The organism is Stieleria varia (genome assembly GCF_038443385.1).
Taxonomy (GTDB): Bacteria; Planctomycetota; Planctomycetia; order Pirellulales; family Pirellulaceae; genus Stieleria; species Stieleria varia.
Window position 1 is genome coordinate 5930171 of record NZ_CP151726.1, and the last position, 24664, is coordinate 5954834.

The following is a 24664-nucleotide window of genomic DNA, read 5'->3' on the forward strand; positions in this document are numbered from 1 at the left end:
TTATGCCATCTCCACCGCGCCGGACTCCACCAGTTCGATCAGAATCTTTACGACTTCGGAACGACCGGAATCAATCTCATCTTGCTTTGCATTGGCTTTGTATTGCATTTCCTCTTGCAATGCCTCTTTGGCACGCTTGGACATGTTCCCCAAAACGTGATTGAGCAAGTCTTCTTCGACGTTTTGCAAAGCAACCACCAAGACATCGGTTTGACATTGCCCAAGCAATTTTTGCAGATCTCGCGCCTCCAATTTTTTGAGGTCATCGAATCGATACAACAACCCTTTGACTTGTTCCGCTAATTCTTCGTCGCTCTTGGCCAGTTCTTCCAGCATGGGCCCTTGTAGTGATCGGGGCATGGATCGCATCAAGCGTGCCATCTTTTCCGCCGAGTCTTCTTCCGAACGCCGCTCCTTGACATCCAACGCCAACTCCAAGGCCTTTTCGAGCACACATTGTGTGACGCGCGAACTTGTAGAGTCCTGGTTGGCCAGTTGCAAGAAAATCAAAGGACGAAGCGTCTCTGGCAGAAACTCGATCGTCTTCGCCGCATGTTCATCCGCCAGTCGCCGTACCACAATCGCAATCACTTGTGGTCGTTCATTTCTAAGCCCATGGGCGAGCTGGTACGGGTGCACATGATTGAGGTCAACGATCAGGTTTCCGGTCAACTTTGGTGCGTCAAAACGCTTGTTCAGTTCCACCTCGACGTCGAACTGGTCCTCCGACAACTGCAAAATAGCTGGCGCGTCATCATCATCCTCAAGGGAATCATCCTCGGCGTCGCCGCCTTTCAATCCAGAACGCCCGGAAGCCTGCAACGCCATCTGAAAGTAGCTAGAGAAGTCGTCCAGTACGAGGTCGATCTCCTCCTGACTGGGTGGGTATTGCTGAAAGTCGGTGATGGCATTCTCCAAGTTGGCCAATGCATCACCCGAGAGCCCGGCCTTGGCAGACGCAGCGGCTTCGTCGCCCAACAGGTTGACCAGCAAGGCCAGTCGTTCCGAACGCGTTAACATGGTCATCGTCATCTCCCAGCGTTAAGCGGCCTTCCGCTGGGGATTGGACTCTTCTTTCTCGGCGCCCGACCACGCCTTTACGATTCTCTCAAACACCTCCGGATTTTCTTTCACGAGTTGAGATAGCTGGCTAACATTCTCTAAACGTTCGCGATCCAACTGTGGTTGGGCAACATCGGCCCCCGACTCTGTGATCGGACGAATACGTTTGAGCAGCAGGAATCCCATGACAAACGCAAAAACCGCTGCAATTGCGAGGGATGCTTTCTCAACCAGTGATGTCAGGTTCTGCCAATCGAATGGCGCAAGGGCGATTTCGGTGTCTGGACTTGAGGAAGGAAACGGCAGCAATTCCACGGAGATCGCGTCTGTGTCTTCCCGAAAACCGACGGCATTCTTGACAATCGACGTGACCTTTTGATCCAGTCCCGCCAACAGCGTACCGTCCTCTGATTTTAAGCCAGGCGCACCTGAGTTTACGATCACGCTGACGGTCATCAGATTCCGTGTTGGCGTTACGTTTGCTTGCGTCTCTTCGGTTTTGGGGACTAGGTAGCTCGTCTTGATGTTTTCAGTTTTGCTTAGGACGCTTGCAGAGCCTTTGCGTCGCGACTGCAGGTTTGACGCAACGCCCGCAGCACCCGTCGGCGGCTCTTCGGAATTGGTGGTCGACTCCGAAATCAGGTCTTCCTGTGAGGCAACCTTTCCGTCAGGATCGTACTTGGTGATGGTCGTTGAGCCATTTGTGAAGGTGTAGTCCAAGCTCACTTGAACACTTGCGTTTCCGTGCCCGAGGAAATGAAAGAGTTGCTCCTCGGCCTTCCTGGCCAGCTTGCTTTCCGCTTCTGCGATGTACTCGACTTGATTGCTGATCTGCTTGGTTCCCTCGTCAGGAATCGTATAGTTTCGTCCATCCTTGTCAGTGATCTGCACTGCCTCGGGTCGCAAGTCCTCCACGGCGAAAGCAACAAAGGAAGCGATCGACTCGGCTTGCTGTTCACTCAGTCGTTCACCGTTGCGGAGCGTCAGCAGAACGCTGGCGGTAGGCGTAGACGTTCGGCGTTCAAAGGGTCCCTTCTCTGGGAGGTTGAGATGGACGTCGGCGTTTTCGACGACATTCATCTTCTTGATGGTGGCGGCAAGTTGGTTTTGCTTTTGGATGCGAGCGAGATTACGACGTTCGGTGGGGCTGCCAAATGCGCCTCCGAGGCTGCCGCTCATCATGTCATCGGCAGTAGCAACTCCCGTCCCTCTTGCCAACAGCTTTGCCTTTGCGTAATCCCTTTTGTCAACCAGCAAGTTGCCCCCGGCGCCAGACAGTTGGTATTCGATTCCTGCTTTATCCAATGCATCAATGACTCGATCAACCTTTTCGCCCTCTGATTCGCTTACCAGAACGACGTAACTGGGTTGGACGGACCAATAGCCAACACCCGCGATCGCGATGGCGCAGATCCCCGCCAGCAACAGAATCCCCACCCGCCCGGCAGGTGAGTTTTCCTGCCAGATGTTGAGGACGGCGTCGATGAATGGTTTGAGGGTTTTCACAGTTGGATTCAGTGGGATCGATGGAGTAGCGTTGGCGGTTTAGCACAAGCGTTACTGTTTAGAACTGCATTCGCATCAGTTCGTTGTAGGACTCAATGAGCTGGTTGCGGACTTCCATGAACAGTTGAAAGGACATCTCTGATTTCACAACCTGCATCACCACTTGTTGAACGTCATCGTTCTTACCGGTAACGAGGTCATTGATTGCTGCGTCGGAGCTAATCTGGTCGTCATTGACCTTTGAAAGCAGGTCACCAAAGCTGACATCGCCGGTGTTTGCGGGTTTGGCAGACGCTGGCGATGAGGGAGGGGCGACATTGGCACTACCGTTGATGTGAGGAAGCGGTGCCGGAGACATCATCGTCCTCCTTGCAGCAGTGTCAGGGTCTTCTCCACCATTTCCTTGAACAAGCTGATTGCCCGCGTGTTCGCTTCATAGGATCGACTCGCAGTGATCAGATCCACCATTTCCTCAGGAATCTTGACATTGGAGAGTCTGACGAAGCCGTCAGCATTGGCATGGGGATGCCCCGGATTGTACACCTCGGGAAAATCCGTCATGTCGCCTTCGATCCCCACGACCTGCACGCCGTGATAGCCCTCCTTGGAATTCGCTGTGCCGATTTCATCCATGGCAGCGGAAAAGACCACCGCTTGGCGACGATAGGGGTCGCCCGTTTCCGTCATCGTTGTGCCGGCGTTTGCAATATTGTTCGCCGTGATCTCCATTCGCATCCGCTCTGCTGCCAAGCCGGATGCACTGATATCGATCGCTGAAAATGGCCCAGACATGGTTCAACGCCTCCTTGCATGAACACCCACAGACACGCTAACCCGAAATGGCACGTCGCATGGTATCCAGCTTTGACGCCATCAAATGCGAATAGGTTTGGAACACCAATGCGTTCTTCTTAAGCTCCGAGACTTCCCGCTCCAGATCGACGTTGTTGCCGTCAACGCGTTCGGCAAGCCCGGAAACCGTTTCCGTGCTAACGTTGTCAATGACTGAATCCTGCGCATTTCTTGATTCAAGTTGCCGCATGAGCTCGTCGTAATTGACCTGCTGAGTCTTGTAGCCCGGCGTATTGACGTTCGCAATATTCTGGCTGACGGCACGATGGTTTGCATCGACGCCTTTGAGGGCACTGCCTAGCAGGTTCACTTGTGAAAAAATTCCGGACATGCATGTTGTATCGGCTGCGTCGACGTTGTGCTTGAGTGGCCCGATGTCGTGTTGACCTCGCAAAAGACGAGGAAACGCCCTCAGACACGCGAGGGTTTTCCCTCATTGCGGTCCTGATGAATCTGAATTGCGGAGCCTTTGATCAGTGGAACCTAGAGTCGAATAAGCCGCGTTGTATCGCGGCAAGCACGCAATCATGACTAGCCGCCTCCGTAGGGAGTCGCAACACGGGCAGGGAACAATGGACATCGCAACCATTCTTGGGCTGATCCTCGGGTTCGGACTCATTCTTGTTTCCATCGCTATGGGCGGTGGTGGCCTGGGTCCGTTCATCGACATCCCCAGTGGAATGATCGTGTTCGGAGGAGCCATTGCCGCCTCGCTGATCAACTTCCCGCTCAAGAACAACCTTGGTGCGTTCGGCGTGATCATGAAATGCTTTCTTTTTAAGCTCCCTGATGCCGCCGACACCATCGCTCAATTCAAACAGTTTGCTGAGATCGTCCGCAAGGATGGACTGCTGGCACTGGAAGACAAAGTCTCTGAGATCAAAGACGACTACATGCGTCGAGGCATGGAGGCGTTGATCGGCGGTGCATCTGCCGAGGAGATCTCCGAACTGCTTGAAACCGAATTGGCGTACATTCAGACGCGACACGTCAACGGAAAGAAAATCATCGATTCTTGTGGTGCAGCCGCACCTGCATTCGGGATGATCGGAACCTTGATCGGTCTTGTTCAGATGTTGCGTGCCTTGGATGACCCAAGCAAGATCGGGGGCGGTATGGCAACCGCTTTGCTAACAACCTTGTACGGAGCATTGGTCGCGAATGTGGTTTGTATTCCATTGGCGGGCAAGCTGGAAACTCGCAGCATGGAGGAGACCATGATCCGTGAGCTGATGATTAAAGGCATCACATTGCTGGGCGAAGGCGCGACACCACGTGCCGTCGGTGAACAACTGCTCACGTTCCTGGCTCCAAAGACTCGTAGCTCGATCGAACCAAAGGCTGCGTGATGAAGAAGGAAGTCAAGTCAGATCCGCCAGAAGATATCCCAGCATGGTTCATGACCTACAGCGATGTCATCACGCTGTTGATGACGTTCTTTATCTTGCTGCTGACGTTCTCCACAACGGAGAAGGAGCGATTTGAAAAGATCACCGCAAGCTTCTCCGGCAACTCAGGCGCCACCGGTGTCGCAGGACATGCCCACGAGGGACTAGACCGCGACTGCTGGTCCACTCGTGTTCGCCCGCGGGCCGCCCGGATCGCAATGGAAGGCTCTGAGATTCCCGGTGAGATCACAGAAACTTCCGAGGCCGCCGTCGGCCGAGGACTGGAGACGGTGGACGAGGAACAGGCGAAAAAGGACGTGATGAAGTCCTACGCCTTTCAAGCAAACTTGCCGCAACTCGTTAACGAACATAATCAACTCACCAGCCGTGGAATTCAGATCGCCGCCAAGTTGTCCAAGCAACTCAAATCGTTGCCCGTTCACTGCGCAATCGAAATCTCCAACAAGTCAATCGCTGAGCGTGCCATCGCGTTTGCCGATCATCTCTACCACGTCGAGATGGTGCGGCCAGGCCAGATCGGCGTCGGGATGGTTGATGACATTGATTCGACAGCGGTGCGTTTCGTGATCGAAAGGTACGAGTCGTAAGATGGGAAAGAGAAAACCACCTGAGCCGAGTACTCCTAGCAAGGCGTACCTCGTTTCCTTTGGAGACACGATGACCGCCCTTCTGGCATTCTTCATCGTTCTCAATTCTCTGGCGAAGGAGCAGACGGGCGCAAACATGTACTCCGGCACCGGATCCTTTGTCAAAGCGTTCTCCAACTCGGGACTTCCGGGCGGACTTCCGGGAAACAGATCCCGCAACATGATCCAACAGGAGCAGCAGAAACCGATCTATGCCCTGAGCGAGAACCTCGAGAAAAATCTAGACAAAACAGGTCCAGACGATACGGACAAAAAGGATCAGATCAAAGACCGTGACAAAGAAAACTTTCAAAAGTTCCTGACGGACATCGAGAAACAGTTTGGACTGAAAAATCGCCCCGAGCTAATCAACCAAATCGTTTTTGACTCCTTCGAGCCGAACGACCGTGGGACGGGCGGCTTGAGCAAACATGCCATTGAACTGCTCTCCGAAGCGATCACCAAGCTGCGTCGGTCCAACTCCAACATCGAAATCATTCTGTGGGCAAATATGCCGAGTCCCGCAAGCCTCGCGAATCGACTCGATCAATCGGTTTCTATTCGGCGCGAGGTGGAGCAAATGTTCTGGCTGACCGCTGGTGAGAAAAGTCGGATCCGATACCGTGTCAAACCTTGGCTATTCGCTGACGCCAAGCGACCCATCGTCTCCATCATTTTCTCGCGATTGGGTGACACACCATTGGCATTGGTCCCGTAGCAAAATGGACACTTCCTCCAAACGAAACAAATCAGCTGTGTTTCGTTTGACCTAGGTTGAAATATCGAGTTTCACTCCTGTCACGATCCGTGTGAAGATCTCTCTTTGCACACTGTCATCCTTTTAGAGCCTTCCCCCGTGAGCACAATTGATTTCGACTTTCAAATCCCCCCTTTCTCGGCAACGGCGTCGCAGATTCTAGCGGAAATCAACTCGCCCGATGTCCAAGTCTCTCAGCTCATCAAACTGATTGAGTGCGAACCAACGATCGGCAGCCAGGTACTTCGTATGGCGAACAGTCCGGTCTACGGATGTCGTCGCGAAATCTCAACGATCGGACATGCCATTGTGATCTTGGGGTTCAGAACGGTCGCACAGCAAGCGATTGCCGCCGCTACGGGAGTCGTCTTCAACTCAGCGAATGACGAATGTGGTGACGCGCGGCGACAGACCTATCGCGAATCGCTTTCCGTCGCGACCACGGGACGGGTGCTTTCTCATCATCTCAGAATCGCGAATCCAGACGAAGCGTTCCTGTCCGGCGTGATGCACGATATCGGAAAGCTGGTTCTCTTTCAGCACGCGGGCAGTACCTATACGGAAATGCTCAGTGAGCATCCAGATGGCAGAACCTCCGACCGCGAAATCGCACACTTTGGTGTATCACATCCGGGCCTGGGGAAAGCTTGCGGTCTGAAATGGGGGCTCCCCTACACGATCAACAAAGCCATTGAGACCCACCATGACTCAGTCTGCGAGCTGGATAGCCCGCTTTCGCAAGTGGTGGTCATGGCCAACTACGTCGCACGACGTTGGCAGATCGGTTTTGGCTTAGAGGCTGAGATCCCCGTTCACGCTGACATCGAAGAACGAATCGGTGATGTCGACGCGGCGTCCATTCGCGATGAAATAGCAGATCAGTTCGCCGCCGTCGAAGAAATTTGTCTCGGTCAGGCCTCCTAATGAACAGCACCAGCATCACGCGTCGGCTCTCGTTGTTCGTCGCCTTTCTGCTTGTCGCGGCGACATTCGGATTTGTCGTGATCGAAGGCTGGCCGGTGGCCGACTCGGTTTATATGACAGTCATCACCTTGTCGACTGTCGGCTTCGGCGAAGTCCAAGAACTGACGCCCAAAGGGCGAATGTACACTTCGGTGCTGATTGCCATCTCGTCAGTTCTGATGGCTGGTTGGACAGCCGGTATCACTAGTTTTTTAGTCAGTGGACAGCTCACAGGGCGTTTTCAACGTCAAAGGGATCGAAAAATGATTAGTCGAATGCAAGATCATGTCGTGGTGTGTGGTGGTGGAATCACTGCGCTGACTGTGATCGCAAAGCTTGTTGGCGAGGGAAAACAAGTGGTTGCGATCGCAAGTGCCACTTCCGAAATCGAAGCAATCCGACAGATTTCGCCGGAGATCCCCGTGGTCGAGGAAGACGCCAAGTCTGAGTTGGCGATGATGGACGCTAACATTCTGCACGCAAAGTATTTGGTCGCCGCGACGGAATCAGACTACGACAACCTGCTTGTCGTGATCACCGGCAAGGGGATGGGCACGAATATCCGCGTGATCAGTTTTGCACACAGCACTGAATTGGCGAGCCGTATGTTCAAGACGGGTGCCGACGATGTTGTCTGTCCACTCGTGATCGGCGGAGAACACGTCGCAAGCTTGATCAGTGACGAGTCGCACACGGCGAACAAAAAAACCGTGCCAGCGTTCTAAACGCTGGCACGGTAGCATAGCTCATTGACCGTTAACCTTTACTCGCTTGCACCGCGGCAGAAGTTCAGCGATGCAGGCCCTTTACTAACGGATGATGTTGGTCAGTTCTTCAAGGATATCAGCCGCTACCGTGATCGTCCTGGCGTTTGCCGAGAAACCTCGCTGGGCAACAATTAACTGCGTGAATTCTTCGGCGATATCGACATTGGAACCTTCCAACTGGCCGCCCAGGACGCTGCCGCGTCCGCCGGTGGCTCCCTCGCCCATTGACGCTTGGCCACTGTTGGACGACTGCTCGAAATAGTTGCCGCCGATCGGCGTCAATGCTTCTGAATTCAAAAAGCTCGCCATCGCGAGTTGAGCAAGCACGACAGACTTTCCGTTGGTCGCCAATCCGCTCAATTCACCGCCGGCAGTGATCGCTAAAGAAGCAATCGCCCCTGGCGGAGAGCCATCTTGGCGTTGTGTCAACGTGAACCCTGATGCCATGTGATCGAGTTGCTGAAAGTCCAATGCAATCGTCTGAGGATTGTCTATGTCAGTGAAGTTGATCTCAATGTCGGCATCTCCAACTCCACCTGCACCCACCAATGCGTAGGTTCCATCATCGTTGAAGGTCAGATTCATTACCGAATCGTCGATCATCACACCGGACTCGGGATTGATTCCAGCAGTGATGTTCCACGAGTTTGAATCTGTCTTGAGGAATTCAAAGGTGACTCGGTGACTCTCACCGCGCACGTCGTACACCTCCATCGACAGTTCATAAGTATCGCCCGCGCGGCCCTCCGTCGTGGCAATGAATGAGTTTCCTGCAAAGTTGGTTCCACCGACGTTGCCGGCCGCGTCGCGGATGATCACGCTCAGATAGGCTTCACCTGTGTCGTCTGCCGTGATGGCCAATGTGCCATCAGGGTTTAACGCCGCGGTGGCTCCCGTGAGCAAAGTGTTCAACTCATTGACTAGGTCTCCCATGGTCGCTCCATTCGCATTGAACAGACTGGAAAACGGCGTCCCGTCGGGATTGGTTCCGTTGATTTCCAATTGATCACCCGCACCATAGTTGACCGTATTGAGATCCAGGTCATCCAATAGCGTGGTCAGGATCGCCGGGCCACCACCTGTTTCAAAGGCAGAGTTCGAGGAGAGAACTTCAGCCGCAGGAGGCCGCGAGCTGGAGGGCAGGTTTCCAAGAAACGATAGATTTTGAGTCGGTTCACCGGGGACATTTGCGCCGATCGGAATTTGAATCGACTTGTCATTTGGAACCTGAAACCCGACCTCCGTTGGGGTCGGCTCGCCGACGGTGCCGATCCGCTGCACCAGGAACCCAGTCGCAGGATCGACCAGTCGCCCACTCGCGTCCACCGTAAACGATCCAGCTCGCGTGTAGACGTTTTCACCTGACGGCTGCGCGAGTGTAAAGAACCCGTCACCCTCGATGGCAAAGTCAAGTAATTCGCCTGTCGACTGCAGCGTTCCTTGCGTGAATCGACGGGAGATTTGCGCCATTTGAACCCCCGATCCGATCGACATCGGGTTGATCCCCCCACTTGTATCGGTCGGACCTGACGCGCTACGCGTGTTGACGTACATCAAGTCACTGAAGGTCGTTGTCTGGGCCTTGAACCCAATCGTATTCATGTTCGCAATGTTGTTGGAAACAACATCTAGTTTCTGTTGATGGGTTCGAAGCCCCGTGATTCCTGTCATCAGTGCGCGCGACATGGTAAACTCGCTGAGTATGGAGTGGATGAATGAATTTGGTTGGGAACTGAATCAAGCAACCTGTTAGGGATTGGCTACACCCAGTACAGACTGCAAGTCGATGGGCTGACCATCGACGAGCAAATTGGTGACGCCGGAAACCTGAAATAGCTCCGTTGCAACACCGGATTTGACCTCTCCGGAAATGGCATCTTGATAGGTCACCGACTTTCCAAGCAAGCTCGTACCCTGAGTCATCTCTTGCAGTTTCAGGATGTCGGCAAAAGAAGTGTTGAGATCTTCGATACCCTCAAGAATCGAAAACTGTGTCAAGTCATTGACCAATCCCTGTTGATCAACAGGGTCAATCGGATCCTGATTCTTGAGTTGTACGGTCAGCAACTGCAGGTAATCGACTGTTGCGACTTGTGATGAGATTCCGTTCATGCTTTTCTCCTACGCGATGATGTTGAGTCCAGCGGACACTGGAAGTGAGTCGGGCGGCGGAGTGCCGACCGTTCTTTTTGTGGCTCTGTGTGTGGAGCCATTGGATTGGGGCCTGCCGTCCTGGCCTGCTCGCTCTCCCTGGCCATGTGAAATGTCGACGTTTACGTCCTCGAAACCCAGTCCCGACAACGTCTCCAACAACAAATCACGCTGGCTCATCAATAGCTCACTTGACGCTATTTCACTGGCAATGATGTGTGTCGAGATCACGTCTCCGTGCTGTTCGACTCGGATTGTTAAATGACCGAGTTCCTCAGGGTTCAATTCCAGCGATACGCTCTGTGGTCCGTCTTGCTGGGCACTCTCGGCGAGTCCTCCCACGACAGCAATCACCTGATTGGTCAAGTGAGTCGAATGCGCCGGCGAGGGTGAGTCCTGGACGGCATAGTAAGTGTTGGGGCGAGCAATGACATCGACCTTTGTTGCCAATGACTGCCCATCACCCAAACGGACATCCAAATCAGCCTTCGACCAAGAGTCCTCGGTAGGAACGATGTCTAGCTCACCTTGCGCGCCCCGAATGTTCTGAGATTCTCCCGAGGGATGATGAATCTGGGCGGAGGCAGAACCGTTCTGATTGCTGACGACGGTCTCGTCCCCTGGCTGAACGTCGCCTGCTTCACGGTCCTTTACGTCGAAACGGGTTCGCTCCGACTCCACACTTTCCGCATCGGCATTCTCTGATTCATCCTCGTTCGTGCTGCTCGGGTTTGAATTATCTGCCTCGAACTCGGTCGAACTTTGGACAACCAAGTTTGCGTCATACGAACTTAACTCATGTGAAATCGGTTCATGCAAACTCGAGTCACTCGAGTTCGCATCATTTCCGCTTGCGTCATTCGCCTCGCCGATGTTCAACTCGGACTCTGCGTTTTGAATTTCAGTCGATTCCAGATCGATCGTTGAACCATCGCGATGACTACCATTGGAAGCGGTCGCCGTGATGTTTTCCGTACCGACAACTGCGTCTGCCGTGAGAGCGGAGGAACCCGTAGTCATTGTTGTTGCATGCAGTTCGTTGGCGACCAAGAAATCGGACTGCCCCGTGACTGCCGGGCTTGAAATTGCCGGCCCAGTGGCTGCCGCGACACTTTGATCGTCATTTGACTGACGCTCACTATGCAGCGATTGGGTTTTCAGAGGCTGAGGTTGAAACGACTCTCGAATCAACGGCTGGGACGGTGACTTAGCTGATACTTCAGTTGATTGAGAGCGTGGTTTTGTAACCGATGAATCGTTTGCCAGAACGTTCTCTCGCTCTGTCATCGGCTGGATCGATTCGCCAGTTCCTTGCTCTTCCGGCAACGTGATTTGATTCTGCTGCTGAGCAACTTGAGGTATCAAGTGACTCTCAATGCCTTTGTCTTCAAGGCCTCTGTCTCTTGGCGGTCCAGGGCTGCTAGGAGAAACAACCTCTGTTGCGATCTCTGGATTCACAGAGGTGTCGGTCCCCGCTGTCTGCTGACCAACCCGAGGCGGTCCTGTTTCAGAAGATTCCTGTGAGTTCGATCCTTGGACAACGTCTATTGATGTTCCAGCGTAGTTCAGTGATTCCGTCCAACCCACATCTGGTGATGACTTAAGCAGGTCAGCAGTTCCAACGCTAGGCGACGTGAGAGTTGCATCAACCAACCCCACCGCTTCATACACGTCCGTCTCTGCATCTGTTGCAATCTCGCCCTCCTGTGTCGAAACGATCTGGTTCGAAACACTTGCCAATAAATCCGCAAACGAAGTGAGCGTTTCCTCCTCACTCTTTGCAGTGGGAGTTGCGTCAGTGGTTGAGCGAAGCAGCGACAGTAGGGATGAAACGTTCGGCACAATTTTCCTCGGAGATCGGATGATCTCATAAGAGGCAAAGCCCATGCCAAACCAAGGGCCGCGACTTCGAATGAACGCTGTCCCTCATCACACGGCATGTATAGTCTTTGGTACCGATACGATCGTTACAACTTCCAACCGAGCGAGCAGCAACCTAGGTGTCGGTCACAAACAGGCGTGAAAGAAATTCCGCTATCAAAAGGCACGGAAGAAGAAACTGCGCCACGATACAGAGCACCGCGTAGGCCATTCCAGCATGCCCATGTCGCTCAAGCAGCGTCGGTCGTCTGTTGACCGAGCAGTCGGTACTGCCGCACTTTATTGGACAATGTGCGTGGGGAGACCCCCAGCTTTTTTGCGACGACGTTACGGTTTCCGTATTTGTCGATGGCTGCAAGGATGATTTCGCGTTCGACTTCTGCGAGCTCGGATTCGAGCCAGTGCTCAGGCAGCTCCCTCCCAGTCGCAGAGTGATGTCGAGACGAACTTGCATGATTCGATGGTTCGTTTGTAGACAGATCGTCGCCTGTGATCTGCAGATCGGACACATCGATGAGCTCGGAGTCGCAAAGAATGCAAGCGCGATGAACGAGGTTCCGCAATTCCCGAACGTTTCCAGGCCATTGGTGTCTTGCCAGTCGCCGCATAGCATCTTTGGTAAATCCCTTGACCGAGGCTTCGCCTTCATGCTTATAGCGGGCAACAAAATGCATGGCTAATGCCGGAATATCTTCGGGACGTTGCCGGAGGGGAGGAATGTTGATGGGAATGACATTCAACCGATGAAACAGGTCCAGTCGGAACATCCCGTTATCGACTTCTTGGGCAAGATCTTTATTCGTCGAAGCGATGATGCGGACGTCATGCCGAACCGAGTCACTGCTGCCCACAGATTCGTATTCCTGACTTTCCAGCACTCTCAGTAGCTTTGCTTGCGTGGCGGTGGGAACCTCGGTCACTTCGTCCAGCAGCAGTGTTCCCCGATGTGCCAGCTCAAATCGCCCCACTCGGTCCGAAACCGCATCCGTGAACGCACCGCGTTTGTGGCCAAAGAGTTCACTTTCAATCAATTGGCTCGACAATGCCGCACAGTTGACACGGACAAAATTCGCTTCGCATCGTGGACTCGATTGGTGGATCAACTGAGCGAACAATTCTTTCCCCGTACCGCTTTCCCCAATCAGCAATACAGGTGCGGAAGACCTCGCCGCACGTTTGGCGAGGCGAATCAGATCTCTTATCTTGATGGATTGACTTATGATCACTATTTTTCAGACCTGTAACGGCCAAGAAACCTTGAGAACGATGAACGGTGACGAAGTCGCGAACCGACCAAATCGCAATCGGTGCACCATCATGTGAGACGCCGATTTCAGCGAGAGCTGCTCCTGGAGCCATACGCACGTTGCATTTGCACGGCTCTGACGCTTTCTTGAATTTTGGGAAACAGTCGGTTCGCTGCCTCCACGGTCGACTTCTCAAGCTGCGCTAGTTTTGGCAGCAGGTTCTTAACCAGTTCAATCGTTTCATCAGTTGGGTCTCGTATCACGCTCGGCGCAACACTGTTGCTTGCTCGAAAATCGTCTCGAAGTGGAGCCAGTCTCGATTCAAGTTCTTTGATTCCCTTAATTCTTTCACTCAACTGATCCACCGTGAAGTGAGATTCCTGGAGCATTTGATCGACGATCTCATTCAGCTCTTGGTACTGATTTCTGAGTTGGCAAGTTAATTCAATCAAAGCATCATCGATTTGCGTTGACATATTTGTTTGTCCTTTCGATCAAGGGTTCAATCGTCTCTGCGAGATCGTTGGCAAGCTGTCGACTGCCATCGGTCCTCTCACCCTGAGAGAGCCACCATCGAGCGACGGGAATCGGATAGTCGTTCGAGTTCGCATTGGAAATCTCACGCAGAGTCGCGTTTGCCGTGTCTAGGTTCCCGAGTCTTCGATGGCACAACGCCGTTAGCAACTCTAGCCAAGTCTGATCGGCCTGTGTTAGCTTTGTAACGTCGACTGACTGGAAGGCTTTGAGTGCGGCCGCGTAGTTTTTCGTTTGATACAAGCTCTGCCCCAAGTCCAACGCGTTGATCGCACTGGGCAAGACCTGAGTTGCTTGAATGGGAGGAGCAGGATCCGTTTGAACCTCCGGAGTCTCTGCTTGAACATCGATGCTTTGATCGATCTTTCTGAGAGTAGGTTCCGTGGTCGCCGGAGAAAGCGTCCCCTGTGCGGAAGGCATCTCTGTTGAGGGTTCTGCGCGGTATGGGGGTCGAGATTCAGTTGGCGTAACCCGGAGATCAGGCGCGGATGGCGTCGATTTCATTCTGCGAATCAATCGAATCCTCTGGCGTATGTCGTCTGCTTGACTCTTCGCGCTGCTGGCGATGTCAGCATCATTCCGGCTAGCAGTGTCAGGGATGATGGGCTCTAACTTTGGCAGACTTGTGGCCGGGCTTCGGAGGCGATCTCGCACTCGATCAGCCGTTTCCATCAGCTCCTCAATGGTTGCGTCAATGTCTTGCTGGCTCGAAAGCGACTGTGCCTCAGATTCGCCTGACAAACATCCCAGCACCAAAACGGTCGCAATCAGCGCATGCGATTGTAAAAAGCAGAATCGCGAGATGATTCGCACGAATGAATCCTTGAAAGCGTTTATGTTCATGGTTGGTCCGATGGGGCGGAGGCAGCTGTTTGTTCTTTCGATTCCGGCATCAGTCCGGCAAAGCACAATGCCGCGGAATAGTGTTGATCCGTTTGGCGGTAGCATCGCCCCATCAGATTCAACGCAAATTTTTTGGTTTCATCATCGATTGGCAAGTTCAGCAATGACTTGCACACCTGGATACATCCGTCCCAGTGATGCAACTCGTTCTCAACGGTAGCGGTCATTTTCAACTTTTTGATTTGCAGCTGTTCATCGGCATCGGAAGATACTGTCGCAAGGGTGGTCTGCGCTGATTCGTACTCGCCGTTGGAGATCAACATCTCTGCCAACTCCAGCGGAATGCGATTGGACCAGAACGGTCCTTTGACCAACTGGGACGCGACACTCAGATGCTCGATCGCCTTGCTCGTAAATCCAACCGAGTGAAACGCTCTCGAAACAACCAAATGGTCGATGAAGGACTTCGCGTCCGAAGATTTCAGAGTTGCCAAGGCCAATACCAATCGCTCACCTTCATTCTGAAGTCCCCGTGTCGGCTTTGTAATTTGAAAACGAGCGAAGGCGGACAGCACACTAGACAGACGCTTCGTGGCATCATCCGTGATCAACGCTTCGTGTGTGTGCAAAACGCGATTTGCTGAGAGTGGATCCGATTGCAACAGGTACGCTTTGACCAGCGTCAGAAAGCTATTGCGTGTGACTTCTGGATCATTTCCGATGCGCAGCCCCCGCGACGCTGCGATCACGGCGTTCTCCGGCTGGCCGAGTTGCAGTTCCAGATCGGCGATCATTCCATATGACAGGGTCTGCATCCGCGGAACGAGGGTCTGATCGAGTGACTGATAAAAACGGTCCAGCGCGGCAGAGAGATCGTTTTGCTGAACAAGCAGATTCGCTTGATTGTAGTAGAGCTTGGCACTGAGTTCTCCACTGGGTGTCAATTCCCGAGCAGCATCGTATTTGATTCTGGCTTGATCCAAGTCGGACTGCAACAAAGCGTTATTCCCTTCACTCATCAGCAGGATGGATCGATCGCGATCGGTCCCAAGGCCAAACTGCAACTGCTGGCTTGCCCGTCGAATTCGATCAAACTCGAACGCATCACGCTGTTTCGCCGTCAACTCGTCCATGCTGGCAATCTCGACCAGTTTGTCAGACTGCAGCCAGGCCAGTTCCAGCGGTCCGATCAACTGATCCAGCAGTGCCGCTGCTGAAATCGCGTTTGCGTTGATGCGAAAGGAACGGCCTGCGAGTCGCGATCTGGCTTTGGAGCTGACGGAAAATTCAATGCCGGTCGACTGCTGTAGTTCAGAAATCAACGTCAGATTGGATAAGGAAAAATACTTAGCGTTAAGCAGAATAAGAGACAGATCGCCGACTGGATTCTGAATCACGTTGATCGCAGAGTCGCCTTGAGCCATGAAGACTGTTTCATCGATGCTGATGTTCTCGACCAACATCGGCTCAATCGGAGTCATGGACCATTCGTACTCCAAGTCAGAGACTCGCGATGGAGGCAGATTGCGAAGCTTCCGTTTTTGCAGACATTCGGCGAGCCGCTGTGAGATCCCGACACGAATATCCTCTGGGAGTTCCGAGAACGCATAGATGAGGAACAGCTCACTAAGCAAACAGATACTGTCCTCGTATCGTTCTTGACGTTCCCAAACGCGAGCGATGCCCATCAAGCCACGGAGTTTGTGGACAGCGGTTGACGACTCCGATTGGATCGCCGACAGAAAATGATCCTGAGCGGAGTCGAGAAATCCCGCGTGTTCGGCAGCCAGGCCCAGTCGAATCAAGAGCGATCCACCTATCGCATCGTCCAGGCGAGCCAGTTGCTGATACTGCTGGTAGGCACCGACATAGTTGCCACCGACCAGATATCGGTCGCCGGTCTGCAACGCATCCAAATCCAGGTTCTTGTCCGTACGATTCTCGTTGAGCTTGTCGGCGATGAGGGACAACCCTCGCGACGGAAGTTCTCGTTCGGTCTGCTCTGACGTTTGATTGAGCTCACCCACATGCAACGGAGAATCGACTCGGCTAGGCCAATTGTATGCCAGCGCACCGACCACCCCGGCGGTTAATAGTGCGGCGATCCACAATGCCTCAGGTCGAAACACGACGCAATTCCTAATCTTCGCTTACTGTGGATCACCCGATGTCGGTGATCCCTCAGCTCAATTGTTCGATACGTTAGATCAGGCACGGACAGCCTAATCGGTACAAGGTTTTCGACGGAAAAAGCTTACGCTCTCCAAGTTTTCTAGCAAGTTGCCCGCTGACCCTTCGACAACGTTCTTTGTCCAAACATTCTTTGGAGTACGAACCATGCGAATAGAAAACAGCGGCAGCCCGATTGCACCTCAGCAAAATGCTGGGAAAGCGAGTCAAGCCGCATCAACAAATCAATCCGCTGCCAGTGTAGGCAGTTCATTAACGTCCATTGATGTGAAGTCGATCGAGAGCATCTTGGCTCTTGTCGCAGACACATCCAGCATTCGAGACACGGTCGTCGCGGACGTTAAAGCAAGAATACAAACGGGAGAATACTTAACCAAGCAGTCTGCGGTTGAGACTGCCAACGCGATTCTCAATTTGTAGCCCGGCGTGAGGCTTGTCTCATTCCGAACCCGACGGACGACTTCCTGACGCATGATGCCCTTCACTTTCTGATAACCCTCCCAAAGGTACTGATCCATGAGTTTCAAAATTGCCAATAACGTCGGTGCTCTGAACGCCCGCAACAACCTGACACGCTCGTCGAGCGCGTTGAACAAGTCGATCGAGCGACTGTCGTCCGGTTTCAAGATCAATCGTGGTGCAGACGGCCCTGCGGCTTTGGTCATTTCGGAGAAACAGCGGGCACAGGTTGCTGGTCTACGAACCGCCATCGACAACACCGAGAAAGCCGTTTCCGTTGTTCAAACGGCCGAAGGTGCACTGAACGAAATCAACAGCATCTTGGTCAAGGTCCGCTCGCTCGCGTTGGACAGCGCCAATGCCGGTGTCAATGACAACGATGCGTTTGCAGCCAACCAAGCTGAAATCGAGAACGCCCTCGACACGATCAATCGAATCTCCAAGAACACGCAATTCGGCGAGAAACGATTATTGGACGGTTCCGCCGGAATCACCGGCACACCAGACGACGATGACGTAACGTTCTTGCGTGCCAGTGGTGCAACCAGTGCTGGTTCCTACACGGTCGAAGTCACCACGGAAGCCGAGCGTGCGAACATTACCGCTGGTGCCTCCCAGACCGGAAACCTCGCGGCAGACGAAGTTCTGACGGTTAATGGAACGAGCATCCAGCTCAATGCCGGTTTGAGCCAAGCCGGTGTGATTTCGCGAATCAACGAGTTCACCAGTCAAACGGGTGTTGTGGCCGAAGACGATCCCAACAACGCTGGCCAGACTCGATTGCGATCCATCGAGTTCGGTGCAAGCGCTAAGATTTCCGTCATCTCCGACACGGCTGCGGGTGCGGCTGGCACCACGTCAGGATTCGGCAATTCACAACTCTCAGACATTGGTCGAAACATCGAAGGCGAAATCGACGGGGTTGCTGCCAACGGTAGCGGCAACACATTGACCAGTGTTTCCGGTGCGTCAACAGGCCTGACTGTTCGACTCGCTGCGGATGCGACCGACGAAGCGTTGAGCGTCACAGGTGCTCAAGGAAACGTGTCTGTTCAAAACAACTCGCTCGTTTTCCAAATTGGTGCCAACCAAAACCAAACGGCTTCCATCGCCATCAACTCCGTTGCCGCAGACGGGCTTGGATTGGCAGTCACCGGCAGCCGCTTCTCGAGCTTGAATGAAATCGACATCACCTCGGCTGAAAAGGCTCAGGAGGCCCTCGCTGTCATCGACGCGTCGATCGACAACATCTCGAACATTCGAGGAGAATTGGGAGCTTTCCAAGCCAACACGCTGGAGTCAATCGCAAACAACATGCGAGCCACTTTGGAGAACACTGTGAATGCCGAGTCGGTCATCCGTGACACTGACTTTGCAGAAGAAATCTCGCGATTCACGAACAACCAAGTCTTGGTTCAGGCCGGCACCTCGGTGCTTTCCAACGCGAACCAAACGACTCAGTCGATTCTGTCGCTGCTGCAGTAATCTCAGAGATCAACACTCGCTTGATTTCATCAGGCGGGTGGTCCGGACGATTGGCGAGGGGTGAACAGCCCCTCGCCAATTCCCTTTTTTAACTCCATCAGCCTGTTAGCTGACAAAGCCTCCCAAAAAAACAATCCATCATGTTCTCCATTGACGGCATCGTATCGGGTTTCGATTCCACTGGAATCATCGACAGCCTGCTCGGCTTTCAGCAAAGCCAGATCGATACCTTCAATACACGCAAGGCGGATATCGCGACCGAGCAAAGTGCTTTCAAAGGAATCGAAGCGCAGCTGTTGACGCTTCGTTCGTCGCTGTCACAACTGAACCGAACCCAGTCGTCCGTCTTTGATGTCAAGTCAGCAATCTCCAGCCACGAAGACATCCTCAACGTCGTCGCCGATAGCGGGGCCAATGAGGGCGTTTATCAACTGACGGTGGAATCTCTGGCGACCGCGCATCAAATCGGCTCACAGGGATTCTCCGCCAGCACCGAACAAATCGCACAGGGAACAGTGACCTTTAAAGTCGGTGACCGAGCAGCCACGACCATCACGATCGACCAAGGAAACAACTCACTGCAGTCGTTCGTTGCTGCCGTCAATGATCAAGTCAGCGATGTGAATGCCGGAATCATCTACGACCAAGGCACTGATTCGTACCGTGTCTTGTTGACGAGTAAAGAGACAGGAGCGTCCAATGAGATTGTCGTCACGTCAGATCAGAACGGTGCAACCGGAGCGATCGTCGACTTCTCAGGTCCTGCGGTTCAAGAAGCGACCGATGCTGTTGTTCGACTTGGCTCAGGTCCCGGCGCAATCTCCGCCAGCTTTGCGTCCAATCAGATCGACAATCTGATCGAAGACGTCACGATCGACTTACTGTCCGCAAAGCCAGATACGACCGTTACGATTCGATTGGAAGCCGACACGAGTAAATCTCAAGAGGCGATCGAGTCCTTCGTCGCCGACTACAACTCCGTCATTGACTTCATCGAGTCTCAGACGAGATTCGTTCCAGAGACCAATCAGTCAAGTCCTCTGCTGGGTAATCGCTCGGTCAGCACCATCAAGAATCAATTGTTTGCTGCCGTTACCGATACGATCACATCCAATGCGAGTGTCCGACGTCTCAGCCAAATCGGAATCGATGTCAACACCAAAGGTCGATTGGTCGTCGATTCCGGAAAACTCTCGCAAGCACTGCGAGGGGATATCGATGGTGTGGAGCCGAAAGACATCCGAAAGCTTTTTGGACTCAATGCTGAGTCCACTAACTCCGGAATTGAGTTTCTCGCCGGCGGAAACAGAACCGTCGATTCCAAGACTCCCTATCAAGTCGACATCACGCAAGCTGCCGAACAGGCGACCGTCACGGCCACGAACTCGCTTGCATCGAGTGTTGTGATCGATGAAACCAACAATGAGTTCACGGTGACGCTGGACGGAATTGTCAGCGAAACACTCACGCTAGCCAGTGGCACTTACACCCAAAGCGAGATCGCGGCGCACTTTCAGAATACCATCAACGGATCGGAAACGCTGGGCGTCCATCAAGTCGCCGTCAGCGTCGACACGGGCGGAAACCTTGTTGTGACGTCAGAAGCCTATGGGTCAGCATCGAAACTCTCCAGCGTTTCCGGTTCAGCAGCCTCCGTACTCGGATTCACTGGTTCGGAGAGCGATGTCGGACAGGATGTTGCTGGAAAATTCATTATCAACGGTGTGGAAGAAATCGCGAAGGGTTCCGGTCGACTGTTGATTGGAGATTCCGAAAACGAGAACACAGCCGATTTGCAGCTCTTGATCACCATGACGAGCGATCAGGTTGTTGCAGGAGTCGATGCGGACATTCAGGTATCCAGAGGTGTCTCCGGTCGTTTGGATCAATTCATCGGCAAGCTGCTTGATCCCGACACGGGATTACTCAAGACCGTTGAAGACGACTTTGACGCGAGAATCGAGTCCATCGACAAATCGATTGAACGTGTCGAAGAAATCACTGCCGCAAAGAGAGAATCACTGCTCGCTGAGTTCACCGCTTTGGAAAGCATCATCAGTGAGCTTCAAAACACCGGTTCGTTCATTACCAATCAACTGGCGTCCATCGGACCGATCGGCTCCAACAAGAAATAGTCGATGTAGAACACCCCGTCGAATCAGCATCACTCCTCCATCTAAGTGAAAATTCAGGGATCGAAAATGAGTCAGCTAGGGATTTATCGAAAACAAAGTTTGAGCGGCGGCTGGACACGCATCGAGATGCTCGTCCAAATCTACGATCGCGCCATCGCGTCTCTGGACATCTGTTGCGACGCATTGGCCAACGGCGACAACAGCTTGTTTTCTCGGCACTTGATCATTAGCCAAAAGGCGATTGTCGCCTTGCACGCCGGACTGAAACCGGAGGAAGACGAGGTTGCCTACAACGTCGCGAGACTTCTGCATTTTGTGGTCGTATCGATCGGCGAAGGTCGCTTTGCAGACGCCAGCAGGATCCTGAAGCAATTGCGATCTGGATTTGCCGCCATCATCGAAGAGGCGAACCAACTGGAGCGAGAGGGAAAGATTCCAGCCATGGCGTCACACGACTCCTACCAGTCGACCGCATGAGGGAAAACCGCCGCGGCATTCCGGGTCAAATCGTCTGTGACGGTTAACTCGATCGCACTTCTTTTCTGAGCCTTGCCGATACTCCACATTGCCCAGACAGAACCCTGCGTCTTGGGCCTCCCCTAATGTCTGTTCGCCCTCACCGTTTCAAGACACTCGCTCAGGATGTGGCATCGCCGCTATGCTCGACCACTTTGCCAACTCACATCGTTCCAGCCAAGCCAGATCGCTGAAGCAAAGAATCATGGCTCGGCGAGCCGCTTGGTGTGTTCTGATTCTCGGCGTTGCAGTATCCGCAGTTGCTTGGACAGTTTGGCAAACGCACAGACCTGTCGGGTCACTCGATGGGGATCAGCTCTTTGCCTTGCGTGCTCCCATCGGCGGGCAATTGCAGACGATTTGTCGGGTCAGCGACGTGAAAAAGGGAGACATCCTGGCAAAATTCTCTGTCCCCCGAGTCGACGATGCGATCGAGAGCTACAAGGAGAAATCCCGACGGCTACAGAGCAGCAAGCAGATCCTCGGACTAAAACCCTTGGAACTCGATACTGGCCTCTTGGCGGCGCAACGCGTTGTTCAATCAGATCTGCGCGTGCTGCGTAACAGCTTGCAAGAATGGTTGTCCGAGCGTGAGGAACTCAGTGGAATGATTGTGATGGAACCCATGCGAGCGTCCATTCAAAAGCAAGTCCAGGCATTAGAAATGACAATCGCAGAGGTTCGTCGCGAAATCGCGGCGGCAGAAATCGAGTCCGCCAGGCTCAGTCGAGAAGTTGAGCGGGATCATGAGCGTGCCGAACATCTGCGGGCTGCGGAGTTGGATGATTTAGATCAACAACTGACAGAACTCCGTCAGCGGATCGAGCGTGCCGAGAGTTCTGTGGCGGTCCGAGCTCCTCGTGATGGGCGCATCATTTACCAGAGTTCTTCTCCAGAATTTTTAGGCAACGACCAACCACTGCTTGTCCTTGGTCCCAAGTCCGGCTTTCGATTTCGATTGCGGCTGCCGGAATCACAGACCAACTCGCTTTCGCCAGATGAGTCGATGGTGATTATGCTGGATCGTTCACATCAAGTCCGGCGAGTGCGTGCTCGTTTCCACGGCAGTGACCCATTGCCGCTGGAACCGGGCGTCGCATTGGCTGAGTTCGAATGCTTGCTGCCCTACGAAACGGCTAGCCGCTTGGTACGTGGCGAAACGGTGTCTGCGTCACTGGACTTAAAAACACCCTGGGCAACCTTTTGGCCGATTCAGTCCGGCGCCGCATTGATCGCCTTGGGTGCCTGTGGGCTACTCTTCTTGCCAACCGCCCAGAAACGCGTCGCAGACAAGAGCAAAGCGTATCCTCCAGCGGTACAAGCAAAACCAATGATGGTCGATCGACGGATTCACAACGCCGCTACACCTCCGCACTTGCGGCGTCTGGCCGATCGGTTCCAGGCTGCAATCCAGGCCAGGAAGGTGGATTCCGCGTTGATCAGCGACGTGGAGTCCGCCATCGTTCAGGATCAACAACAAGCCGTGGAAGTATTTTGCGATGCAGTGGGTGGTGCGATGGGTGGTGCGATGGGTGATGAACAGTCGATTGTGCATCGAATGGAGTCCAATCTCAGTTCCATCCAATCACTGCTGTCGGAGGGGTCGACGGCGGAGGATCAGCAACGACTGGAGAGACTGTTGCAATCGATCACCGAGAGTTCACCGAGTTCTGCACGACGAGAAAAACCTGCGATGGCCGCCAAGGTTTGAGTTGAATGAACGTCAGTCATGGCTGACTCAGGACGTCACTCAATCGATCAAACCGAACTCTCTGAGAACGTCACATGCCGGATGGCCACCGATGCATTGCACGGCGTGCCAGCCGCGTTGAAGCGCCGCGAGAACGTTCTCCTCGCGGTCATCTAAGAACAGAATTTCGCCCGGTGACACTCGGGCGACTCGATGAGCTTGTGATTCCGCTGCGATGTAGATGCCTGGATCGGGTTTCATCGATCCGACATCGCAACTGAGTATCATCGGGTGAAACCTGCGATCGGTCACAGCCCACCTCTGTCTCGTGATCCAATCCCAGTGGGCGACGCAGGTGTTGGAAAGCAGTCCGAACGGGATATAGCGTGCGAGTAGTCCATCGAATGCATCGCACATTCCGTCGATTGGGACAAACATGTCGCTGATGGCGTCCAGCCAATCGCTGACCGGCCAGCGATTGGGATCCATGGACAATGATTCGGCGAGTCGTTTCGCGTACGACGGGCCGTCGATCCTGCCGTGCTCGAATTCATCCTGCAATCCGCTCGTATAGATCGCTTGCTCGGCTGCCTCGATCGTTACATCAAAACGCTCGGCGACGTTTCGACAGGCGACCTTGGGATCAAACGAAACCAGCACGTTGCCGAGGTCAAAATAGACAAACCTGACATCCGCCATGATGAGCCTACAGTTCCCGGATTCGGATGTTTCGGTACCACGCTTCCAGCGGTTTTCCACTGTGAACTTGGACTGCGATCACACCGTCTTTGGGGATCTTGGGTTCCGTTTCGGTGTAGTCGACGGTCTGCTGTCCGTTCAGAAAGATCTGGATCTTGGGTCCTTTGGCCACGACACGGATCTCATTCCAGTCACCTGGTTTCAACGCAGCGTTTGAAACATCTGGGTTTTCGGCCAAGAATTTACGGCGACGAGATTCGTCGTACAGCGAACCCCAGATCGAGCGGTCTCCCATCATCCCAATATCGGCTTGATAGCCGATGACTTCGTGATGATCGGGAATCCGCTCGGTGCGGAATTGGACACCCGCATTGTTGCCTTGCCCGACCAGCTTGACCTCGACACGCAACTCAAAATCGCCGTATCGCTTTTGGGTCGACAAAAACCAGTTATTGGGGATGTCTTGGTCAAGTTTGCCGGCCACGATCGCCCCGTCCTCGACGCGAAACCACTCGCGGTCTCCTTGCCAACCGGCTAGCGATTTTCCGTCAAAGATCGTCACAAAGGGCGCGTCGGCGGATTTCCCGGCGGTTTGCCCAGTCGATGCCCCGTTCGATGCCCCGTCCGTCTGGGGAGTGTCCTGTGTGTTTGCGTCCTGTGCGTTTGCGTCCTGTGCGATCACGAGGGTGGAGGCAGCAAGCATGACGACGCCGAGCACCGCGACGGAACGAGAAACAGGGGCAAATGTACGTGAATTCTTGGGTAACGGGGCTGAGAAAATCGAAAACATCGCGATACCTCCGAATGGCCCTACGGGGCGTCCTATGGATTTGTGTCTTCGAAGATCATAATCTGTGTCTCAAGATTGGTCTGTGCCTTGACTCGACGATTT

At 53.6% G+C, this 24664-nt stretch carries 24 protein-coding genes; 10 read left to right on the plus strand and 14 right to left on the minus strand.

From position 1 onward, the window contains the following. Genes Pla52nx_RS20020 through flgB form a run of 5 tightly spaced genes read right to left on the minus strand, consistent with a single transcriptional unit; the run spans position 1 to position 3751 of the window. Complete coding sequence (locus Pla52nx_RS20020; protein ID WP_197454658.1) at positions 1 to 1026, minus strand: FliG C-terminal domain-containing protein; 1026 nt, start codon at positions 1024 to 1026, stop codon at positions 1 to 3. A gap of 15 nt (positions 1027 to 1041) precedes the next feature. After that, positions 1042 to 2568: a flagellar basal-body MS-ring/collar protein FliF gene (fliF, locus tag Pla52nx_RS20025; protein WP_197454657.1), complete on the minus strand. Its 1527-nt coding sequence runs from the start codon at positions 2566 to 2568 to the stop codon at positions 1042 to 1044. A 58-nt stretch (positions 2569 to 2626) separates the two neighbouring features. Beyond that, the gene (fliE, locus tag Pla52nx_RS20030) at positions 2627 to 2926 is read right to left on the minus strand and encodes a flagellar hook-basal body complex protein FliE (RefSeq protein ID WP_231742030.1); all 300 of its coding nucleotides are present in this window, start codon (positions 2924 to 2926) and stop codon (positions 2627 to 2629) included. After that, positions 2926 to 3360 carry a flagellar basal body rod protein FlgC gene (gene flgC, locus Pla52nx_RS20035; protein ID WP_146520548.1) on the minus strand — a complete coding sequence of 145 codons (435 nt, stop codon included), beginning with the start codon at positions 3358 to 3360 and terminating at the stop codon, positions 2926 to 2928. Before flgC ends, fliE begins: the two co-directional genes overlap by 1 nt. Positions 3361 to 3397: 37 nt before the next feature. Next, on the minus strand, positions 3398 to 3751 hold the full coding sequence (flgB, locus tag Pla52nx_RS20040; protein WP_146520547.1) for a flagellar basal body rod protein FlgB: 354 nt from the start codon (positions 3749 to 3751) through the stop codon (positions 3398 to 3400). 241 nt (positions 3752 to 3992) lie between these two features. On the opposite strand from flgB, the gene Pla52nx_RS20045 reads away from it, so the two are divergent. From Pla52nx_RS20045 to Pla52nx_RS20065, 5 genes are all read left to right on the plus strand, one after another. After that, positions 3993 to 4769: a motility protein A gene (locus Pla52nx_RS20045; RefSeq protein WP_197454656.1), complete on the plus strand. Its 777-nt coding sequence runs from the start codon at positions 3993 to 3995 to the stop codon at positions 4767 to 4769. Next, positions 4769 to 5416 (plus strand): flagellar motor protein MotB, encoded by a 648-nt coding sequence (locus Pla52nx_RS20050; protein WP_146520545.1) that lies wholly within the window; start codon positions 4769 to 4771, stop codon positions 5414 to 5416. Before Pla52nx_RS20045 ends, Pla52nx_RS20050 begins: the two co-directional genes overlap by 1 nt. 1 nt (position 5417) lies before the next feature. Continuing rightward, a complete protein-coding gene (locus Pla52nx_RS20055; protein ID WP_146520544.1) occupies positions 5418 to 6173 on the plus strand; it encodes a flagellar motor protein MotB in 756 nt (251 codons plus the stop codon). A 138-nt stretch (positions 6174 to 6311) separates the two neighbouring features. Then, a complete protein-coding gene (locus Pla52nx_RS20060) occupies positions 6312 to 7136 on the plus strand; it encodes an HDOD domain-containing protein (protein WP_197454655.1) in 825 nt (274 codons plus the stop codon). Next, complete coding sequence (locus tag Pla52nx_RS20065; RefSeq protein ID WP_146520542.1) at positions 7136 to 7900, plus strand: potassium channel family protein; 765 nt, start codon at positions 7136 to 7138, stop codon at positions 7898 to 7900. Before Pla52nx_RS20060 ends, Pla52nx_RS20065 begins: the two co-directional genes overlap by 1 nt. An 84-nt stretch (positions 7901 to 7984) precedes the next feature. Here Pla52nx_RS20065 and Pla52nx_RS20070 read toward each other — a convergent pair whose 3' ends face one another. The 7 genes from Pla52nx_RS20070 to Pla52nx_RS20100 form a co-directional block, all read right to left on the minus strand. Continuing rightward, a complete protein-coding gene (locus tag Pla52nx_RS20070) occupies positions 7985 to 9628 on the minus strand; it encodes a flagellar hook protein FlgE (RefSeq protein WP_146520541.1) in 1644 nt (547 codons plus the stop codon). A 63-nt stretch (positions 9629 to 9691) separates the two neighbouring features. Further along, positions 9692 to 10054: a flagellar hook assembly protein FlgD gene (locus Pla52nx_RS20075; protein WP_146520540.1), complete on the minus strand. Its 363-nt coding sequence runs from the start codon at positions 10052 to 10054 to the stop codon at positions 9692 to 9694. 9 nt (positions 10055 to 10063) lie between these two features. Next, positions 10064 to 11935 carry a flagellar hook-length control protein FliK gene (locus Pla52nx_RS20080; protein WP_197454654.1) on the minus strand — a complete coding sequence of 624 codons (1872 nt, stop codon included), beginning with the start codon at positions 11933 to 11935 and terminating at the stop codon, positions 10064 to 10066. Between the two features lie 269 nt (positions 11936 to 12204). Next, positions 12205 to 13200 (minus strand): sigma-54 interaction domain-containing protein, encoded by a 996-nt coding sequence (locus Pla52nx_RS20085; protein ID WP_146520538.1) that lies wholly within the window; start codon positions 13198 to 13200, stop codon positions 12205 to 12207. Positions 13201 to 13307: 107 nt separating this feature from the next. Further along, entirely contained in the window at positions 13308 to 13697 is a 390-nt protein-coding gene (locus tag Pla52nx_RS20090; protein ID WP_146520537.1) for a hypothetical protein, read from the minus strand. Beyond that, complete coding sequence (locus Pla52nx_RS20095) at positions 13678 to 14175, minus strand: hypothetical protein (protein WP_146520536.1); 498 nt, start codon at positions 14173 to 14175, stop codon at positions 13678 to 13680. Before Pla52nx_RS20095 ends, Pla52nx_RS20090 begins: the two co-directional genes overlap by 20 nt. A 419-nt stretch (positions 14176 to 14594) precedes the next feature. Next, a complete protein-coding gene (locus Pla52nx_RS20100) occupies positions 14595 to 16727 on the minus strand; it encodes a hypothetical protein (RefSeq protein WP_146520535.1) in 2133 nt (710 codons plus the stop codon). Between the two features lie 208 nt (positions 16728 to 16935). Between Pla52nx_RS20100 and Pla52nx_RS20105 the strand changes: the two genes are divergently transcribed. The 5 genes from Pla52nx_RS20105 (at position 16936) to Pla52nx_RS20125 (ending at position 23094) form a co-directional block, all read left to right on the plus strand. Continuing rightward, entirely contained in the window at positions 16936 to 17208 is a 273-nt protein-coding gene (locus Pla52nx_RS20105) for a hypothetical protein (RefSeq protein WP_146520534.1), read from the plus strand. A gap of 96 nt (positions 17209 to 17304) precedes the next feature. Next, a complete protein-coding gene (locus Pla52nx_RS20110; protein ID WP_146520533.1) occupies positions 17305 to 18732 on the plus strand; it encodes a flagellin in 1428 nt (475 codons plus the stop codon). Between the two features lie 140 nt (positions 18733 to 18872). Next, a complete protein-coding gene (gene fliD, locus Pla52nx_RS20115; RefSeq protein WP_146520532.1) occupies positions 18873 to 20867 on the plus strand; it encodes a flagellar filament capping protein FliD in 1995 nt (664 codons plus the stop codon). Positions 20868 to 20933: 66 nt separating this feature from the next. Continuing rightward, positions 20934 to 21344 (plus strand): flagellar protein FliS, encoded by a 411-nt coding sequence (locus Pla52nx_RS20120; protein WP_146520531.1) that lies wholly within the window; start codon positions 20934 to 20936, stop codon positions 21342 to 21344. Positions 21345 to 21588: 244 nt separating this feature from the next. After that, complete coding sequence (locus Pla52nx_RS20125; protein ID WP_146520530.1) at positions 21589 to 23094, plus strand: hypothetical protein; 1506 nt, start codon at positions 21589 to 21591, stop codon at positions 23092 to 23094. 39 nt (positions 23095 to 23133) lie between these two features. Here Pla52nx_RS20125 and Pla52nx_RS20130 read toward each other — a convergent pair whose 3' ends face one another. Further along, on the minus strand, positions 23134 to 23772 hold the full coding sequence (locus Pla52nx_RS20130) for an HAD family hydrolase (RefSeq protein WP_146520529.1): 639 nt from the start codon (positions 23770 to 23772) through the stop codon (positions 23134 to 23136). A 7-nt stretch (positions 23773 to 23779) separates the two neighbouring features. Continuing rightward, on the minus strand, positions 23780 to 24562 hold the full coding sequence (locus Pla52nx_RS20135; protein WP_231742028.1) for a 3-keto-disaccharide hydrolase: 783 nt from the start codon (positions 24560 to 24562) through the stop codon (positions 23780 to 23782). Between the last annotated feature and the right edge of the window lie 102 nt (positions 24563 to 24664).

Bases quoted from the DNA above. Each gene is read 5' to 3' on its own strand.
- Pla52nx_RS20105 (WP_146520534.1), top strand. From the start codon at position 16,936: ATGCGAATAGAAAACAGCGGCAGCCCGATTGCACCTCAGCAAAATGCT.
- Pla52nx_RS20020 (WP_197454658.1), bottom strand. From the start codon at position 1,026: ATGACCATGTTAACGCGTTCGGAACGACTGGCCTTGCTGGTCAACCTG.
- Pla52nx_RS20065 (WP_146520542.1), top strand. From the start codon at position 7,136: ATGAACAGCACCAGCATCACGCGTCGGCTCTCGTTGTTCGTCGCCTTT.
- Pla52nx_RS20110 (WP_146520533.1), top strand. From the start codon at position 17,305: ATGAGTTTCAAAATTGCCAATAACGTCGGTGCTCTGAACGCCCGCAAC.
- Pla52nx_RS20095 (WP_146520536.1), bottom strand. From the start codon at position 14,175: ATGCCTTCCGCACAGGGGACGCTTTCTCCGGCGACCACGGAACCTACT.
- fliE (WP_231742030.1), bottom strand. From the start codon at position 2,926: ATGTCTCCGGCACCGCTTCCTCACATCAACGGTAGTGCCAATGTCGCC.
- Pla52nx_RS20120 (WP_146520531.1), top strand. From the start codon at position 20,934: ATGAGTCAGCTAGGGATTTATCGAAAACAAAGTTTGAGCGGCGGCTGG.
- Pla52nx_RS20075 (WP_146520540.1), bottom strand. From the start codon at position 10,054: ATGAACGGAATCTCATCACAAGTCGCAACAGTCGATTACCTGCAGTTG.
- flgC (WP_146520548.1), bottom strand. From the start codon at position 3,360: ATGTCTGGGCCATTTTCAGCGATCGATATCAGTGCATCCGGCTTGGCA.
- flgB (WP_146520547.1), bottom strand. From the start codon at position 3,751: ATGTCCGGAATTTTTTCACAAGTGAACCTGCTAGGCAGTGCCCTCAAA.
- Pla52nx_RS20125 (WP_146520530.1), top strand. From the start codon at position 21,589: ATGGCTCGGCGAGCCGCTTGGTGTGTTCTGATTCTCGGCGTTGCAGTA.
- fliD (WP_146520532.1), top strand. From the start codon at position 18,873: ATGTTCTCCATTGACGGCATCGTATCGGGTTTCGATTCCACTGGAATC.
- Pla52nx_RS20130 (WP_146520529.1), bottom strand. From the start codon at position 23,772: ATGGCGGATGTCAGGTTTGTCTATTTTGACCTCGGCAACGTGCTGGTT.
- Pla52nx_RS20070 (WP_146520541.1), bottom strand. From the start codon at position 9,628: ATGTCGCGCGCACTGATGACAGGAATCACGGGGCTTCGAACCCATCAA.
- Pla52nx_RS20055 (WP_146520544.1), top strand. From the start codon at position 5,418: ATGGGAAAGAGAAAACCACCTGAGCCGAGTACTCCTAGCAAGGCGTAC.
- Pla52nx_RS20090 (WP_146520537.1), bottom strand. From the start codon at position 13,697: ATGTCAACGCAAATCGATGATGCTTTGATTGAATTAACTTGCCAACTC.
- Pla52nx_RS20050 (WP_146520545.1), top strand. From the start codon at position 4,769: ATGAAGAAGGAAGTCAAGTCAGATCCGCCAGAAGATATCCCAGCATGG.
- Pla52nx_RS20045 (WP_197454656.1), top strand. From the start codon at position 3,993: ATGGACATCGCAACCATTCTTGGGCTGATCCTCGGGTTCGGACTCATT.
- Pla52nx_RS20135 (WP_231742028.1), bottom strand. From the start codon at position 24,562: ATGTTTTCGATTTTCTCAGCCCCGTTACCCAAGAATTCACGTACATTT.